The sequence below is a fragment of the Haloimpatiens lingqiaonensis genome (genome assembly GCF_901447495.1).
Lineage (GTDB): Bacteria > Bacillota > Clostridia > Clostridiales > Clostridiaceae > Haloimpatiens > Haloimpatiens lingqiaonensis.
Map to the genome: position 1 here is coordinate 23,841 of NZ_CABDWS010000022.1, position 18,510 is coordinate 42,350.

The window sequence follows — 18,510 nt, forward strand, 5'->3', positions numbered from 1 at the left end:
ACAAAAAACAGGTAATGGTCAGAAGGATGTATTTAATTAACTTAAGAGGGTGGGGATGTACATGAAAAAACATGATATTAAAAAAATTTTTAATAAAAGAAAATATAGAAGAAACATAATATTTTTATTGGCTTTTATTTTTATTTATTCTGTTATGGCCACTTCTTTAGTTACAAAGAAATACAATATTAAAGAAGGTGAGATAGCAAAGGTAGATATAAAAGCCACAAGAGATGTTAAGGATGAAGTGAGTACCAAGGCTTTAATAGATCAAGCAGTTAAGAATTCAGGGCCTCAATATTCAGTAGATAAGTCAGTAAAGGAAAATGTTATAAAAAATATAAATGAGCTTTTTCGCAAAGTAATAGAAGTTCAAGAAAGTGCAAAGAATTTAACTGAAAACGATAAAAATAATTTATATAAGCAGAAGATAGAGGAATTAAAAAATGCCACTGCTATAAAATTGTCTACAGAAAATATGGAAAAACTTATAAAGTTAAATGAGGCAGAGGTCAGAAGTTTAAATACTACCCTTAGGGATATTATGACAGAAGTCTATGATAATAAAATAATGGAAGATAAAAAAGAAGATGTAAAAGAAGCTAGGGAAACTATAGTATTTAGAATTAATAGTTCGGATTTATCTAAAGTAGCTAAAGAAATAGGAAGTACCATAGGTTATATGGAAATTTTCCCTAATTATGTATTTGACGAAAAGAAAACTCAAGAATATAAAGATAAGGTTATAAAAGAAGTGCAGCCTATTATAATCAAAAAGGATCAAATAATAGTAAAAGAGGGGGAGCCAGTAGAAAAATACCAATTAGATATATTAAAGAGTTTAGGCCTTTTGGATAACAAAAGTTATTTTGAATGGTACCTTTACATTAGTCTTGCAGGAGTAGTTTTGATAGTTATGGCTCTTCAGTTATATTATCTTAGAAAATATCATTCAAAGGTATATAACGATAATAGTAAGCTAATATTGATATTTATATTAATATTTATATCTCTATCATTAGCAAGAGTATTAGGCATAATATCACCGTTTTTAGTGCCCCTATCATGCGTTCCTATGCTGATGACACTTTTAATAGGGCAAAGGGTTGCTTTAACTATAAACGTTATAAATTGCGCCTTAATTGGGGCTGTAGTTGGTTTTAAACCAGAGATTATAATGTTATCTGTTATAAATGGAGTAATAGGAACTATAATATTAAAGAAAATGCAGCAAAGAAATGACATATTATATTCTAGTATATACATGGCTATAATAAATGTATTGTTTACTTTTTCATCAGGATTCCTGTTAAGTAACAATGTATTGGATGTAGCTAAAAATGCAGCTTTTGCGTTTGTTGCTAGTTGTATTTCAGGAGTATTAACCATAGGATTTCTGCCGTTTTTCGAAAGTACCTTTGATATAGTCACTACCATAAAATTATTAGAATTATCAAATCCTAACAACCCATTACTTAGGAAGATTTTATTGGAGGCACCAGGAACATACCACCACAGTGTACTAGTTGGAAATTTAGCAGAAGTGGCAGCAGAGGCGGTAGGCGGCAATCCAGTTTTAGCAAGAGTTGGAGCTTACTACCACGATGCAGGAAAAATCAAAAGACCTTATTTTTTTAAGGAAAATCAATTGGGTGGAGAAAATCCTCACAATAAAATAACTCCAAATTTAAGTACATTAATAATAACATCTCATGTAAAAGATGGTTTGGAACTAGCTAAGGAGTACAAAATACCTAAGGAGATACAGAATATAATAATGCAGCATCATGGCACTTCTCTAGTGAAATATTTTTACTTAACAGTGAAAAATGCTAGTGAAGATCCAGAAAGCGTTAAGGAAGAGGATTTTAGATATCCAGGTCCTATACCTAACAGTAAGGAAGCAGCTATAATAATGCTTGCGGATGGTGTAGAGGCTGCAGTAAGATCTATCAGCAATCCTACTAAGGGTAAAATAGAAGAAATGGTAAATAATATAATCAAAGGTAGATTATCTGAAGGACAACTAGATGACTGTGATTTAACTCTTAAAGATTTAAATAAAATTAGAAAGTCATTTTTAAAAGTCCTAAGTGGAATTTATCATCAGAGAATAGAATATCCTTCAGATAAATGGGCTGAAAAGGTTATTGAAGAAGAAAAATAATATTTGTATAAATGTTATTTGATAATAGTTATAATAATGAAGTTTTATGTGTAAACATTAGAGCTAAAATAAGATTAATGAGAGGATATAAATTTTATTGAAAGGAAAGCTAAATAAATGTTATATATAGACAATAGGCAAGAAAAAATAATTGTAGATGAACAGTTTGAAAGCACATTAGAAAACATAATAAAATATACTCTAAAAGAAGAAAAGGTAAATTTAGAGTGTGAAATAAGTATTTTATTTGTGGATAATGAAGCCATAAGGGAGATAAATAATGAGCAAAGAGGAATAGATAGAGAAACAGATGTATTATCCTTTCCAATGCTGGACTATCCAGAAGGAAAAGTGTATAAGGAAGTTTATTTAGAAAATTCCTTTGATGACAGCTATTTTGATGAAGGTAAATTGGTTTTAGGAGATATAGTGTTGTCCTTAGAAAAAGGCCAGGTTCAAAGTGAGGAGTATGGCCATTCATTTTTAAGAGAATGCTGTTATTTAACTGTCCATTCAGTACTGCATTTGCTTGGATATGATCACATGATAGAAGAAGATAAGAGAAAAATGAGAGAAAGAGAAGAAGAAATATTAAATAAGTTTAATATAATAAGATAAAAATAGTCCTCCCTCAAGAGGACTATTTTTAAAACAAAATACTTAGATCTATCACATAAATTTTCAGAGTTACTGTAGTTTTTAAGTTTATCCGATGACTACCTGCCGTAACACTCCCACTTCTAACAAAGTGGGAGATAACGGCAGCTACGTCCCTGGATAACGATCTCTAACCTTCAGTTGGAGTAAAAACTCCATCTGAAGCTAAGAGCTCTGTTTATTTTTTATAATGGAGATATTTGCATAATTAATAAATTTAAAATATAGCCACAACATATCGTATTCCGTCAATTGGATCTATACCATATATCTACAAGATTTTATTTTAAAATGAATTATGCAATTTCCTCAATCAGTAAAATTTAATAAAATACTCATAATACGTATAGTTATATTTATTATATTAGGTGGTGATAGAATGAAGGAAAAGAGAAAACTCTTAGATAGTTTTAATGATGCAATTGAAGGGGTAATTTATGCTATAAGAACTCAAAAGAATATGAGGATACACATGATAGCAGCTATAGTAGTTTTAATATCTTGTTTTTTCTTTGATCTTACTAAAAATGAATTGCTTATAATTACTATAACTATAACCTTGGTAGTATTTGCAGAAATGATAAATACTGCAGTGGAGTTTGCAATTGATGCTACCACTAATTACTATCACCCATTAGCTAAGATAGCTAAAAATATAGCAGCAGGTTCTGTATTTATAACTGCTTTAAATGCAGTGTTAGTAGGATTTATATTATTTTGGGATAAGCTTCAATATATAAATTTTTTAACCCTAAAAAAAATAAGAAATGTAGATACTTATATGATGTTTATTATTTTAGTAATAGTTTGTATAGCCACGGTAATTGTAAAGGCTATTTACGGTGAAGGAACTCCGCTTAAGGGTGGAATGCCTAGTGGACATAGTGCACTGGCTTTTTCTATAGCAACAATAATAGCTCTTTTAACTGTAGAGCCTATAGCTATAATATTAAGTTATTTATTAGCTGTGATAGTTGCTCAAAGTAGAGTGGATTCGCAGGTGCATTCTATATTGGAAGTGGTATTAGGAGCATTATTTGGCATTATATTAACTATAATAATATTTAAGTTTTTAAATTAATGATACATGTATTGCTTGAAAGGGATAAAAATAATGATATAATTTATATACGATGATAAGCCTAAGATTTAAATATAATAAATTTTGGAGGTAATTATTATGGAAATAAAAGCACTAATATACAAAGCAAAAGAAGCTAGAGAAAAGGCATATTCACCATATTCAAATTTCAAAGTTGGAGCAGCAGTTCTTATGGAAAATGGCGAAGTATATACAGGATGTAATATAGAAAATGCATCTTTTGGTGCTACTAACTGTGCAGAAAGAACGGCTATATTTAAGGCTGTATCTGAAGGTGCTAGAACCATAAAAGCCATAGCACTAATAGGAAGTGAAGAGGAATTTACTTATCCATGCGGTATATGCAGACAGGTAATATCAGAATTTGCAGATGAGGATATGAAGATAATAATTGCAAAAAATTTAGAGGAATATATTGTAAAAAACTTAGATGAAATATTACCAGGCCCATTTACTAAAAAGGACTTAAATAAATAGGTACAAGAGGAGGAAAAATGTTTAAATCAGGATTCGTTACAATAATAGGAAGACCTAATGTGGGAAAATCCACATTAACAAATTATTTGTTGGGAGAAAAGCTATCCATAGTTTCAAGCAAGCCCCAAACCACTAGAAATAATATACAAACAGTTTTAACAGGAGAAGATCATCAATTAGTATTTGTAGATACTCCAGGCATACATAAGCCTAAGCATAAATTAGGAGAGTATATGGTGGATGTGGCTACAGAATCTATTAAAAATGTAGATTTAGTACTATTCCTAACCACCGCGGAAGTGGAAGTAGGTAAGGGTGATTTGTATATATTAGAACAGCTTAAGGATATAGATAAACCTGTATTTTTAGTAGTTAATAAAGTGGATGAAAGCAATCCGGAAAGAATTGCTAAGACCTTAGAGAACTATGGAGCAGTTTGTGATTTCAAAGAGATAATTCCTATATCTGCTAAAAACGGTAAAAATGTAGATACTTTATTAAAATTAATGATAGAAAATATGCCAGAAGGACCTATGTATTATCCTAAGGATATGATAGCTGATGTGCAAGAAAGATTTGTAGTTACAGAAATTATTAGAGAAAAGGCCTTAAGACTTTTAAAGGAAGAGGTTCCTCATGGAATAGCTGTGGAAGTTATGTCTATGAAGCAAACGGAAAGTGGAAAATATAAAATAGATGTAAATATAATATGTGAAAAGAAATCCCACAAGGGCATAATAATAGGTAAGCAAGGGACTATGCTAGGTAAAATTACAAGATATGCTCAGGAAGATATGAAAACTTTCTTAGGTGAAAAAGTTGATTTGAATATATGGGTTAAGGTAAGAAAAGAATGGAGAGATGACAATAATCTCTTAAAGGAACTTGGATATAAAAAGTAAAGTTTCCATAAAGTTAATAAAATATTATAGAAAAATATGTAGAATTTAGGGTAGAATATATATAGGAGATGATTTTCTGTCAACTTATAAAACTAAAGCCATAATTTTAAAAACTCAAGACTATAGAGAAAATGATAAAATTATATGGCTATTTACAGAAAAAATAGGTAAGATCACTGCTATAGCTAGAGGGGCTAAAAAAAATAGAAGTAAGTTTTTATCTTCTACAATGCCTTTTTGCTTTGGAGAATTTGTTATATATAGAGGAAAAAGTATGTACCTAATAAATGAGGTGCAAATTATTCACTCCTTTGGAGAATTTTTAGAAGACTTAGAAATGCTAACATATGCATCTTATTTAAACGAATTGATAGATATAGCACTTTTAGAAGAGGAAAGTAATAGGGAACTTTTCAAACAAATAGTTACAGCGTATTATCTTATGAAAAATAAAGTTGGAGATGTAGAAATTCTAATAAGAGCTTTTGAAATTAAATTATTGAATTTTACAGGATACGGATTAAATTTTGAAAACTGTTGTATTTGTGGTAAAAAAATAAATTCTTCAAACTACATTAATCTTTCTTATGGTGGAGGAGTATGTAGTGAATGCAATAAGCAAGGCGGCATAGTTTTGACTAATACAGCATATAATGTTTTAAAAATTTTATCTAATTTTCCTTTGGAAAAAGTTCATAGAATTAATGTCAATGAGGATATGAAAAAACAGATATATAAAGTATTGTCTGGATTCATAGTAGAAAATTATCAAAAGACACCTAAAAGTTTGGATATGTTAAATGTTTTTAAGGAGGGAAATAAAAATGAGTGAAGTAACTTTAGAAAAGATTGACATGATAAGAGAGAGGACTGGAGTTAGCTATACAGAGGCAAAAGAAGCTTTAGAAGCATGTTCAGGAGATGTAGTAGAGGCTTTAGTATATATAGAAAGTAACAAAAAAGAAAGCTCTCTTTACACTACAAAAGAAGAATTTATAGCATGGATGAAGGAGTTAATAAAAAAAGGTCAAGTCACTAGAATAAAGATTAAAAAAGATGATAAAGTACTTGTGGATATGCCTGTAAATGCAGGAGTTGCAGCAGGAGTTATATCTTTAATTTGGTGGCCAATAGCTGCAACTTTAGTGGTTACTGCAGTTGTTGCTAAAATCACTATAGAGATAACTAAACAAGATGGTACTGTGGAAGTGGTAAATAAAATAATAAAGACTAAAGCTTCAGAGGTTAAAGATATAGTTAAAGATGCAGGCTGTGATATAAAAGAAAAAATTAATTCTAAAATGAATAAAGATAATTGTGAACAAGAAAGTGAAAATGTATATCAATATACAGTTAATTTTAATCAAGATGAAAAAAAGGATGACAATTAAAAAGTTATATAAAAATGAGATTATAATTAGTAAAATAGCTGACAGGTAATACTGTCAGCTTTATTTATCAGATGACTACCTGCCGTAACACTCCCACTTCTAACAAAGTGGGGATAACGGCAGCTACGTCCCTGGATAACGAGCTCTTAGCTTCAGATGGAGTAAAAACTCCATCTGAAGCTAAGAGCTCTGTTTATAAATAAGAATATTTACATAGAAAAAATATTTTTTCATAAAAAAGTATATACTATTGAATTTTTTTGATAAAAAATATATCATTATTATTGCAAAATGGTATAATAGAAGTTAGTATATGTTAGAAAGAAGGTGGCTACTATTAAACTTACAGATAGACAAGAAGAAATAATAAGATTAGTTAAAGAAAATCAACCTATGACTAGCGAAAAAATAGCTGCTAGTTTAAATTTAACAAGGGCTGCGCTTAGACCAGACTTAGCCATACTTACCATGACTGGAATATTAGATGCTAGGCCTAAAGTGGGATATATATATTCTAATAAACCCTCTTATAGCCTTGTTTATGATTATATTAGAAAAATTAGTGTAGAGGAGATAATGTCAAAGCCAGTGGTTGTACAAGAGGATACATCCATATATGATGCAATTTTGCATTTGTTTTTAAATGATGTAGGAACTCTTTTTGTAGAAAATAATGATGCATTGGTTGGGGCTATATCAAGGAAGGATTTTCTTAAAATCGCCATGGGAGGAACTGATATGCATAAGGTTCCAGTGGGAATTATAATGACTAGAATGCCAAATATAGTTTTTGTAGATCCTAAGGATACAGCTTATTTTGCGGCGAAAAAAATAATAGATCACGAAGTAGACAGTCTTCCAGTAGTAGAAAAGTTCATTAATGAAGGTAAAGAATTGTTTAAGATAGTGGGTAAGGTTTCAAAAACAAATATAACAAAAATATTTGTAAAATTAGGGGAAAATGGCTAATTTATCCGATGGCTATTTGCCGTAACACTCACACTTCTAGCAAAGTGGGAGATAACGGCAGCTACGTCCCTGGATAACGATCTCTAACCTTCAGTTGGAGTAAAAACTCTATCTGAAGCTAAGAGCTCTGTTTATTTAGTGTTTTCTCTTAATATAAAGGATTTACATCTTAAAGGGGGAAGTAAAATGTCAGATAAGAAATATGTGTACTTATTCAATGAAGGCAATGCTTCTATGAGAAATCTTTTAGGAGGAAAGGGTGCAAATTTAGCAGAAATGACTAATTTAGGAATCCCCGTGCCAGAAGGATTCACAGTGTCAACTGAGGCTTGCACTAAGTATTATGATGATGGTAAGAAAGTTGATTCATATGTAATTTCACAAATTGAGGAGGCTATGAAAAAATTAGAAGAATCTACAGATAAAAAATTTGGATCTAAAGAAAATCCACTTTTAGTATCTGTTAGATCAGGGGCTAGAGTTTCCATGCCAGGTATGATGGACACTATACTAAATTTAGGATTAAATGACGAAACTGTAGTTGCCATGGCTAACCTAACAAATAATGAAAGATTTGCATATGATTCATATAGAAGATTTATTCAAATGTTTTCAGATGTAGTTATGGGAATAGAAAAGAGAAAGTTTGAAGAAGTATTAGATGAATTTAAATGCAAAAAAGGGGTAAAATACGATACTGATTTAGATGCACAAGATTTAAAAAATGTAGTTGAAAGTTATAAAAAAATATATAAGAAAGAAATGGGAGAAGAGTTTCCACAGGAACCTAAAAAGCAATTAATAGAATCAATTACAGCTGTGTTTAGATCTTGGGATAATCCAAGGGCAAATGTATACAGGAGACTTAATGATATACCAGGAGATTGGGGTACTGCTGTAAACGTTCAGAGGATGGCTTTTGGTAATATGGGAAACACATCAGGTACGGGAGTGGCATTTACAAGAAACCCAGCTAATGGAGACAAAAGGATATTTGGAGAATATCTAATAAATGCTCAAGGTGAAGATGTAGTTGCAGGGGTAAGAACACCACAGCCACTACAAAAATTAAAAGAAGATTTGCCAGAATGTTATGAACAATTCATGAGTATTGCAAATAAATTGGAAAACCACTACAGAGATATGCAAGATATGGAGTTTACAATAGAACAAGGCAAGCTATATTTCTTACAAACAAGAAATGGTAAAAGAACTGCTCAAGCAGCTTTAAAAATAGCTGTAGATTTAGTAGATGAAGGTCTTCTTACTAAAGAAGAGGCTATTTTAAAAGTGGAACCAAAACAACTAGATACATTACTTCACCCTAATTTTGATGAAAAAGAATTAAAAGAAGCTAGACCTATAGCAAAGGGATTGCCAGCTTCTCCAGGGGCAGCAGCAGGAAGAGTTTACTTCACAGCAGAGGATGCTAAATCACACCATGAAGCAGGAGAAAAAGTAGTTCTTGTAAGATTAGAAACTTCTCCAGAGGATATAGAAGGAATGGTTGCTGCAGAGGGAATATTGACTGTACGAGGCGGTATGACATCACATGCGGCAGTTGTAGCAAGAGGTATGGGTACTTGTTGTGTAGCAGGTTGTGGCGAAATTGCTATAAATGAAAAAGAAAAGACTTTTGAAGCTTCAGGACAAATGTTTAAAGAAGGAGATTTTATTTCATTAGACGGTACCACAGGAAATGTATATGGAAAGCCAATAAAGACTGTGTCACCAGAAATGTCAGGACACTTTGGAACATTCATGAGCTGGGCAGATGAAATTAGAAAGCTAAAAGTTAGAACTAATGCAGATACTCCAAAGGATGCTAAGCAAGCAGTGGAATTTGGAGCAGAGGGCATAGGGCTTTGCAGAACAGAGCACATGTTTTTTGATGAAAAGAGAATACCTTCCGTTAGAGAAATGATATTAGCTAAAACATTGGAGCAAAGAGAAAAAGCTTTAGAGAAGCTATTGCCAATGCAAAGGGAGGATTTCATAGGTATATATGAAGCCATGGAAGGGAGACCTGTAACTATAAGACTTTTAGATCCACCACTACATGAATTCCTTCCAAGTGAAGAAGAAGACATGATGGAATTATCAAAGGAAATGGGAATAACCTTCGAAGAATTAAAAGCTACAGTAGCATCACTACACGAGTTTAACCCAATGATGGGACATAGAGGATGCAGACTTGCAGTTTCTTACCCAGAGATAGCAAGAATGCAAACTAGAGCTATAATTGAAGCAGCAATAAAGGTTAAAAGGGAAAAAGTTTACGATATAGTTCCAGAAATAATGATACCATTGGTGGGAGAATTAAAAGAGTTAAAGTTTGTTAAGGATGTAATAACAGCTGAAGCAGATGAAATAATTAAATCTGAAGGGGTAGAATTAAAATATATAGTAGGTACTATGATAGAGATACCAAGAGCAGCTATTACAGCAGATGAAATAGCTAAAGAAGCAGAGTTCTTCTCTTTTGGAACTAATGATTTAACTCAAATGACCTTTGGATTCTCAAGGGATGATGCAGGAAAATTCTTGAAATATTATTATGAAAATAAAATATATGAATTCGATCCATTCCAAAAACTAGATCAAACTGGAGTGGGAAGATTAGTTGAAATTGCAACAGAACTAGGAAGAAAAACTAGACCAAATATTAAATTAGGAATTTGTGGAGAGCACGGTGGAGATCCTTCATCTGTAGAGTTCTGTCATGGTGTTGGATTAAATTATGTATCTTGTTCACCATACAGAGTTCCAATAGCTAGATTGGCAGCAGCTCAGGCACAAGTAAAAAATCCTATAAAATAGTTAAAGTAATTTGAAGTACCAATCCCTAGTTTCTAGTCCCCAGTCCCTAAGTAAAAATACCAAGTGTGTATTTTAACAATTTAGGAATTAGGGATTAGAGACTGGGGATTATTTTAATTTATAATATTAAGGATATTAATTCTAAATTTAAAAATTAAATATTAATCCTAAATATTAATTTTAAATCTCCCTTCTATATAATCTATAAAATCATGTGCAAATTTCAATTGTTCCTGCTCGGTTTTAACTGATTTTAAAAGTATTTTAACAAAGCTATTTTTATTACATTTATTTATGTTATTAAAATAATCTCTAGATATTCTCCAGTATTTTTGTGGGAAAGCTAAATAGCATAGTAGATATAAATATTCATGTGAATTTAAAGTGCAAATTTTTTCATATTCTTTAAGATATCTAAGAGTAATATCTAAATTCCATTTTGTATTATCTCTTCTTAAAAGCCTTCTAAAAAAATATGAAATATCGTGAACACAATAATCCATTTGGCATTTATCAAAATCAATTACCCATATATTTCCCCCATTATCAAATAGCAAATTCTTATTCACATAATCTAAATGGCATAGAGATCTAGATAAATCATTTAAATTTATTAAATATGAACTTTGTAAGGATATTTTACCGAGAGTTTCATTCACTTGAAAATGCTCATTATAAATATTAGAAAATTTATCATTGTATTGAAAGGCTAAATTAGAGTTTTCTAATAATCTACCATATCGTTTATTTGCTGAAGAGTATATATTACTATAATTTTCCCTTAAATCACTGCCAGGAATAGGATGAAATTTTTTGGTTACATAATGCATTTTGGATAGGTTTCTAATGGTTTTAATCATATGTTCTTCATTATCATAGTCGCATTTAACTCCATCAATCCAAGGAGTTAATATGAACAGCATGTTTTCATATTGTACAAATCGGCTTCCGGAATTTGTAGATATAAATCTTGGGGTTTTTAAGCCACATCTATAAAGCCATTCTACTGCTGAATAAACAAATAAAAGCTCTTGCATACCAAAATAAACCTTTTTTAAGCAATAGGATTCATCTTTGTAAGTTATTTTATAAACAGCTCTTTGTTTTTCTGTATTTTTAATTTTTATTTGTTCTATGCTAGAATTCTGTAAATTATAGTGAACCAAAACGTATTTTTTTAAATTATCTTCGGATAAAAGTTTTATATTACTATATAAATTAGCCATTGAAGGCATTGAAAACACTCCTTTATAAACATTTCACTATAAAGATATTAAAATATTCTTAATATTATACATTTTTATTTAAAAAAAGGATTTTTCATAATGGTATAGAATAAGTTTATGAATAAATATTTCAATAAAAGAGAAAATAATATTTACTGGAAACAATATTTGTTAAATTATATATAAGTTTTATATAGTTTTAAAAAATTTCCGAAAGTGGTATTTAGTAAGATAAAAAATATGAAGGAATTTAATATTTTATAAAGAATATAATAAGTAAAATATAAAAAAATAAAAAATAAAAGAAGGAGTTTATATTTTTTTGTCGAATAGTATTAAATTCGGAATAAAATATTTATAGTTAGGTGGGAGAGTTTTATTGATATCAGAAGATCTCATCTTAAGAATAAAAGAAGAAAATGATATAGTAGATGTAATTTCTCAGGTTGTTAATTTAAAAAAAACCGGAAGAAATTATATAGGGTTATGCCCTTTTCATGGAGAAAAAACTCCATCATTTACGGTATCACCAGACAAACAAATATTTAAATGTTTTGGATGTGGCGAAGCTGGAAATGTATACACTTTTATTATGAAAAATAGAAATGTTACTTTTCCGGAAGCTGTAAAAATACTTGGGGATAGAGTTAACATAAGTATAGAGGAGGATAAGGGGAATAGTCCTCAAAGGGAAAAGAGAGAAAAACTCTACAAGATAAATGTAGAGGCAGCTAGGTACTTTTATAAGAATCTAAACAATAACTCCAAGGCTAAAAATTACTTTTTAAAAAGAGGAATCACCTCTAAAACATTGGTTAAATTTGGTCTAGGATATGCTATGGATGGATGGAGTAATCTTATAAATTACTTAAAAGGAAAAGGGTATACAGAACTAGATATGATTGAAGCTGGACTTATAATTAAAAGTAAAAACGATTCTTATTACGATAGATTTAGAAATAGAGTTATATTTCCGGTTTTCGACTATAAGGGGAAGGTCATAGGATTTGGAGGAAGAGTATTGGATGATTCAAAGCCAAAGTACTTGAATTCTCCTGAAACTTATGTTTTTAAAAAGGGAACAAATTTATACGGGTTAAATTTTGCTTTAAACAATTTTAATGGAGATACCCTTATTATTGTAGAAGGGTACATGGATTGTATTTCTTTGCATCAAAGTGGTATAACTTACGTAGTTGCTTCTTTAGGCACCGCTTTTACTCAATACCAAGCAAAGCTTCTTAAGAGATACGTAAAGAAGATAATAATTTCTTATGACTCAGATGCAGCTGGTCAAGCGGCTACTCTAAGAGGATTAGAAATATTAAAAAAAGAGGGCTTTGATGTGAGGGTGCTTACCATACCAGATGGGAAGGATCCGGATGAGTTTGTAAAAAATCATGGCAAGGAGGCTTTTGAGGAATTAATAGAAGAAGCACTACCGCTGACGGAATATAGAATAAAAGTGGAAAGTAATGGAATAAATTTCGATGATAAGGAAATGATAATAAGGTATACTAAAAAGCTTATTCCAATACTAGCTGATTTACAGCCCATAGAACAGGATTTATACATAAAAAGAGTTGCCCAAAAGGCAAATGTAAATCAGCAGGCTTTGTATGACATGATAAATAGATATTTAAATAGAAAATCAAAAAATTATGGAGAAATGGATTTTGCCCAGGACAGTACTGAAAAGTTGTATTTAGAGCCAGCGTATATAAAGGCAGAGAGAGTACTTATTAATACAATGCTTAAGGACAATTCTAAAATAGAAGATATTAGCGGCATTATAAAACCAAAAGACATGGTACAGAATATTCATAGAGAGATATATGAATATATATTAAAAAACTCACAATTACCATCTGAGCAGTTAGCTAAAAGCTTAGAAACAAAGTGCATAGATGTTGAAAGTTCTAAGGAATTTGTGAAAATACTAGAAACAGAAATACTGGACGAAGGAAATTATGCAGAAGCCATTAAGGATTGCATAGCTCAGATAAAAAAATCTAAGTTAGAGGAGTCGAAAAAAACTATTATGGATAGAATTAGAAAATATGAATCAGAAGGAAACTTAGAGGAATCTATTAGATTAGCAAAAGAACTTGTTGATATCCAAAAAGAGATTTCACAAATTTAGTTTATGAAAGGAGGTAATGGATAGTATGGATAAAAATGAAAAAATGAAATTAGTTAAAAATCTTATGGAAAAAGGAAAAAATAAAGGTAGTTTAACATATAAAGAGATAATGGATGAGCTGGAAAAGGTAGATCTTAATCCAGAGCAAATAGAGAAAATATATGAGGTCTTAGAATCTACTGGAATAAAGGTAGAAGGAGAAGAAATAGAAGATTTAGGTAAGGAAGAGGAAATTGATATAAATATACCAGAAGGTATTGCTATAGATGACCCTGTAAGAATGTATTTGAAAGAAATAGGAAAAGTACCTCTATTGGAACCAGAGGAAGAAACTAATTTGGCTAAAAGAATTGAAGAGGGAGATCAAGTAGCTAAAAAGAAACTTGCAGAAGCTAACTTAAGATTGGTAGTAAGTATAGCCAAAAGATACGTGGGAAGAGGAATGTTATTCTTAGATTTAATACAGGAAGGTAATCTAGGTCTTATAAAGGCAGTAGAAAAGTTCGACTATAGAAAAGGTTACAAATTCAGTACCTATGCCACATGGTGGATACGTCAAGCTATAACTAGAGCAATAGCAGACCAAGCTAGAACCATAAGAATACCTGTTCATATGGTAGAGACTATAAACAAACTTATAAGAGTTTCAAGGCAATTACTTCAAGAATTGGGCAGGGAGCCTCAGCCAGAAGAAATAGCTAAAGAAATGGATATGCCTGTAGATAAGGTAAGAGAAATAATGAAAATTGCTCAAGAACCGGTTTCTTTAGAAACTCCTATAGGAGAGGAAGAGGATAGTCACCTAGGAGATTTTATTCCAGATGATGAAGCACCAGCACCAGCAGAAGCAGCGGCATTTACCATGCTAAAGGAACAGCTTATAAATGTTTTAGATACATTAACTCCTAGAGAAGAAAAAGTATTGAGGTTAAGATTTGGTCTTGATGATGGAAGAGCTAGAACCCTTGAAGAAGTGGGAAAAGAATTTAATGTAACTAGAGAAAGAATAAGACAAATAGAAGCAAAGGCTTTAAGAAAATTAAGACATCCTAGCAGAAGTAAAAAACTAAAAGATTATTTAGATTAGTAGTATGAAGAGATAATAGATTAAAAGACAATAAATAAAAGATAAAAAATAATAAAATGATAGATTAATAGAATAAAAGCACTATTTATTATTAATAATTTAAATAGTGCTTTTACTACATTTATAAGGTATAATATTTATATAAATAAAATTTCTTTATTTTGGAAATTTTAAATATAAGAAGGTGATTATAATATGAGTATATATAACTCTAGAAGAGGAATGGGATTGTTTTACCAAATTTTTATAGTTGCAGTTGTTAATACTGCTATAGGGGTATTGCTATTTTTAAGCAATAGTTATGTTATAAATGTATTTTCTAAAATATTATGTGTAGTTTTCAATTTATATATGTTGTATTATATAGCTTTGTTTTTCACAGTTAAGTTGGTAATTGATGAGGAATATATATATATACTTGGCATATTTAATTTTAAAAAGGTGAAAATTCCTATAAAGGATATAGAAGCATATACAGTGGCTACAGGTAAGATAAAGGGTGTTAGATTATCGGGTGTATGTAATAATAACTTTGCACTTGGAAGAAGTATAATTGATAAAATAGGGGTAACCAGAATGTTTGTAACCAGTAATGAAGTTATTATATATATTAAAACTCCTGAAATAAATTATGCCATATCTCCTAAAGAATATGTATCATTAGAAAATTTATTTAAAGAGCATAATATACCTAGTGGATTTTATGAGATAAATTATAAAAAAAATAATGCTTTATATAAAGATAAAAAATTTATTAGATTGTTTTTAGTAGTAAGTATAATAATAATAATAATGACTTTAAATCCATTTATATTGTATATAATAGGAAAGCTACCACGTACCATGCCTTTAAACTATGATGCAGCTTTTAAACCGCTTTTATATGGTACAAGTAAGCAGTTTGCATTTAGGCAAATGGTTTATGGAGCTTTAAATATGATAGTATTATTTTGTATGTATTATGCTTCATATTTTCATGCTAAATATGATAAGAAGTCTTCATTCATATATATTTACATGGCACTAATAGTGTCTATTGGTTTTTTAGGAATGCAGTTTAGAATATTGAGTACTAATTTATAATTCTATAAATAAAATATATTATTTATGTGTGAAATTTAAGTTAATTATTTTTATAGAATATTAAGGATTTATCCGATGACTACCTGCCGTAACACTCCCACTTCTAACAAAGTGGGAGATAACGGCAGCTACGTCCCTGGATAACGATCTCTAACCTTCAGTTGGAGTAAAAACTCCATCTGAAGCTAAGAGCTCTGTTTATATAATGGAGAAAATTGAATAACTACATTTTCAATACAAAATATTGCGTTTTCTTGTAGGAATAATTGCGATGTTTTGTAGATTTTCTTTAAAAGCGGAAATGTAAAAATTCCTCTTTTGATACTAAATTTTTAGAATAGGATGATGAAATTGGATATAAGTACAAGATTAAAAGTTATAGCTTCAATGGTGGATAAATGTGAAGTTCTAGTAGATGTAGGTACAGATCACGCATATATACCAATATATTTAGTGAAAAAAGGAATTTGTCAAAGGGCTATAGCATCTGACATAAATAAGGGTCCTGTGGAAAAAGCTAAGTTTAATGTAGCTATGGAGGGATTGAAAGAAGAAATACAGTGCAGGCTAGGGGGAGGTTTTTCAACCATAAAACCTTCTGAGGCAAATGTTGCAGTTATAGCTGGTATGGGAGGAAATCTCATAAGAGATATTATTTTAGAGAGAGAAGAAGTATTTAAAAGTCTTCAATATGCTGTACTTCAGCCAGTTCAAAATCCGGAAGTTTTAAGGGAGTTCATTTACCAAAGAGGGTATGAAATTTTAGATGAAGAATTGTGTTTTGAAGAGGAAAAATATTATCAAATAATTAAAGTTAGATTTAATAATAAGCCTATAAAGGTAAAAGATATATATTATGAGGTTGGACAAAAACTTATAGAGAAAAAGCATCCTCTATTGAAGGATTTTTTAATGCATTTGATTAATAAAAACGAAAAAATATTAAATGCAATAAAGGATGATACGGAGCTGGCTAGAAAAAGAAAAATGCAGATAAGCAATAAACTAAAGGAATTAAAGGAGCTGATTTCATGTGTTTAAAGGTTAGAGATATAGAAAACATAATGGAGGAATATGCTCCATCAAAATTTAAAGTTAGTTATGATAATGTAGGGCTTATGGTAGGTGACAGTGAAGAAGAAGTTAAGGGAATATTAATAGCTTTAGATTGCACTTTAAAAGTTATAGAAGAAGCTAAAGAAAAGGGATGTAATTTCATTTTAACCCATCATCCTTTGATTTTTAATAAGCCTTCATCCATAACCAGTGGCACACTACAGGGAAAGAAAATAATAGAATTAATTAAAAACAATATAAATTTATATTCTAGTCATACAAATTTAGATGCTGTATATGGTGGCTTAAATACTATGATTATGAAAAAATTAGGCTTTGAAAATTATTCAACTATGGAATTAGACTCCAAAAGGGAACCTGGGGACAATGAAACAGGTATTGGTAGATTGACCATATTGGATGAGTCTATGTCCATTGGAGATTTATGCAGATTGGTGAAAAGTAAGCTGCACATACCTTTTATAAGATATACTGGAGATGAAAGCTGGAAAGTAAATAAAATAGCAGTGATCAATGGCAGTGGAGAAGATTTTTTTGGTATAGCTAAAAAATTAGGTGCCCAGTGCATAATAACAGGGGATACTACCTATCACGATGCCAGTGACTATACAGAAGAGGGCATAAGTATAATTGATGTAGGGCATTTTGAAACAGAATGGCCAGCTTTTAAAATGTTTGGAGAACTGCTTCAGGAGCAATTAAAAGAAAAAGGATACAATGTAGAAGTGATTATATCTGAAAAAACTAGCAGGGTTTATAAATTTAAGTAATAAGGTTAAAATGTTAATTGAAAAATCTCCACTTCAGCGTAAGCAAATATAGGAATCTAATACAGCATATACATTTACAGAAGTTTAGCACTTAAAAATTTTTGGGGCGTGAGCCCGCTGATTTATAATGAATGATTGAGGGTTAGGTTAAAAACCATAAATTCTGATTTTTGCTGGAAATTTTAGAGAAAAAATTTGCATAATAAAAGCATCCTTTTTATAATAGTTTTGACAAGAAACCAACTTAAAAAGGATGCTGATAAAATGAGTAAAAGTTATTTAAAACAATTACTTACTTATATTAATAAGGTATACGATATAGGTGAAAAAATCAATAACTTAAAAGATAAAAGAATAAAATCTGATGTAAAAATTTCAACAATTACCTTCGTGGTGTTATTTGGATTTATGCTTCAGATAAGAAGTTTCAATAGATTAGAACATTGGCTTAAAAAAGGCAAGTTTAAAAAAGTAATACCTAAAAAAACTAAAATGCCACGCATTGATGCCGTTAGGCGCTCCTTAAGTGATTTTGATTTAGATGGATTAAAAGAAATTCATAAACATATAATAAAAACCATTGTAAAAAATAAAGTATTTAGAAATGGTACTATAGATAAATTAAAAGTAGTTGCCATA

16 protein-coding genes are annotated in these 18,510 nt (G+C 30.3%); 15 read left to right on the forward strand and 1 reads right to left on the reverse strand.

Translation table 11 applies throughout. From position 1 onward, the window contains the following. The first annotated feature begins 61 nt into the window (after positions 1–61). From FGK85_RS06170 to ppdK, 9 genes are all read left to right on the forward strand, one after another. A complete protein-coding gene (locus FGK85_RS06170) occupies positions 62–2,167 on the forward strand; it encodes an HD family phosphohydrolase (RefSeq protein ID WP_138204765.1) in 2,106 nt (701 codons plus the stop codon). Between the two features lie 117 nt (positions 2,168–2,284). After that, positions 2,285–2,785, forward strand: a complete 501-nt coding sequence (gene ybeY, locus FGK85_RS06175; RefSeq protein ID WP_138204767.1) for an rRNA maturation RNase YbeY — start codon at positions 2,285–2,287, stop codon at positions 2,783–2,785. 418 nt (positions 2,786–3,203) lie between these two features. After that, entirely contained in the window at positions 3,204–3,905 is a 702-nt protein-coding gene (locus tag FGK85_RS06180; protein WP_138204769.1) for a diacylglycerol kinase, read from the forward strand. Between the two features lie 99 nt (positions 3,906–4,004). After that, complete coding sequence (locus tag FGK85_RS06185; RefSeq protein WP_138204771.1) at positions 4,005–4,403, forward strand: cytidine deaminase; 399 nt, start codon at positions 4,005–4,007, stop codon at positions 4,401–4,403. Positions 4,404–4,420: 17 nt separating this feature from the next. Next, on the forward strand, positions 4,421–5,305 hold the full coding sequence (gene era, locus FGK85_RS06190) for a GTPase Era (RefSeq protein ID WP_138204773.1): 885 nt from the start codon (positions 4,421–4,423) through the stop codon (positions 5,303–5,305). A gap of 76 nt (positions 5,306–5,381) precedes the next feature. Further along, complete coding sequence (gene recO / locus FGK85_RS06195) at positions 5,382–6,137, forward strand: DNA repair protein RecO (protein ID WP_138204775.1); 756 nt, start codon at positions 5,382–5,384, stop codon at positions 6,135–6,137. Continuing rightward, the gene (locus tag FGK85_RS06200) at positions 6,130–6,696 is read left to right on the forward strand and encodes a DUF4342 domain-containing protein (protein WP_138204777.1); all 567 of its coding nucleotides are present in this window, start codon (positions 6,130–6,132) and stop codon (positions 6,694–6,696) included. The genes recO and FGK85_RS06200 overlap by 8 nt, the downstream gene beginning before the upstream one ends. 327 nt (positions 6,697–7,023) lie before the next feature. Beyond that, the gene (gene ccpN, locus FGK85_RS06205) at positions 7,024–7,665 is read left to right on the forward strand and encodes a transcriptional regulator CcpN (protein ID WP_138204779.1); all 642 of its coding nucleotides are present in this window, start codon (positions 7,024–7,026) and stop codon (positions 7,663–7,665) included. Positions 7,666–7,851: 186 nt separating this feature from the next. After that, entirely contained in the window at positions 7,852–10,485 is a 2,634-nt protein-coding gene (gene ppdK / locus FGK85_RS06210) for a pyruvate, phosphate dikinase (protein ID WP_138204781.1), read from the forward strand. Between the two features lie 167 nt (positions 10,486–10,652). On the opposite strand, the gene FGK85_RS06215 is transcribed toward ppdK, so the two are convergent. After that, a complete protein-coding gene (locus tag FGK85_RS06215) occupies positions 10,653–11,720 on the reverse strand; it encodes a CotS family spore coat protein (RefSeq protein WP_138204783.1) in 1,068 nt (355 codons plus the stop codon). A 370-nt stretch (positions 11,721–12,090) separates the two neighbouring features. On the opposite strand from FGK85_RS06215, the gene dnaG reads away from it, so the two are divergent. The 6 genes from dnaG to FGK85_RS06245 all read left to right on the forward strand — a co-directional run. Then, on the forward strand, positions 12,091–13,854 hold the full coding sequence (gene dnaG / locus FGK85_RS06220; protein ID WP_138204784.1) for a DNA primase: 1,764 nt from the start codon (positions 12,091–12,093) through the stop codon (positions 13,852–13,854). Positions 13,855–13,870: 16 nt separating this feature from the next. After that, positions 13,871–14,941, forward strand: coding sequence for an RNA polymerase sigma factor RpoD (gene rpoD, locus FGK85_RS06225; RefSeq protein ID WP_138204786.1), 1,071 nt, complete (start codon positions 13,871–13,873; stop codon positions 14,939–14,941). A 195-nt stretch (positions 14,942–15,136) separates the two neighbouring features. Next, positions 15,137–16,024 (forward strand): PH domain-containing protein, encoded by an 888-nt coding sequence (locus FGK85_RS06230; RefSeq protein WP_138204788.1) that lies wholly within the window; start codon positions 15,137–15,139, stop codon positions 16,022–16,024. 351 nt (positions 16,025–16,375) lie between these two features. After that, on the forward strand, positions 16,376–17,065 hold the full coding sequence (locus FGK85_RS06235) for a tRNA (adenine(22)-N(1))-methyltransferase (protein WP_138204790.1): 690 nt from the start codon (positions 16,376–16,378) through the stop codon (positions 17,063–17,065). Next, positions 17,056–17,871 (forward strand): Nif3-like dinuclear metal center hexameric protein, encoded by an 816-nt coding sequence (locus FGK85_RS06240; RefSeq protein ID WP_138204792.1) that lies wholly within the window; start codon positions 17,056–17,058, stop codon positions 17,869–17,871. Before FGK85_RS06235 ends, FGK85_RS06240 begins: the two co-directional genes overlap by 10 nt. Before the next feature lie 264 nt (positions 17,872–18,135). Continuing rightward, a partial coding sequence (locus FGK85_RS06245; protein WP_341472459.1) for a hypothetical protein occupies positions 18,136–18,510 on the forward strand: 375 nt, incomplete at its 3' end.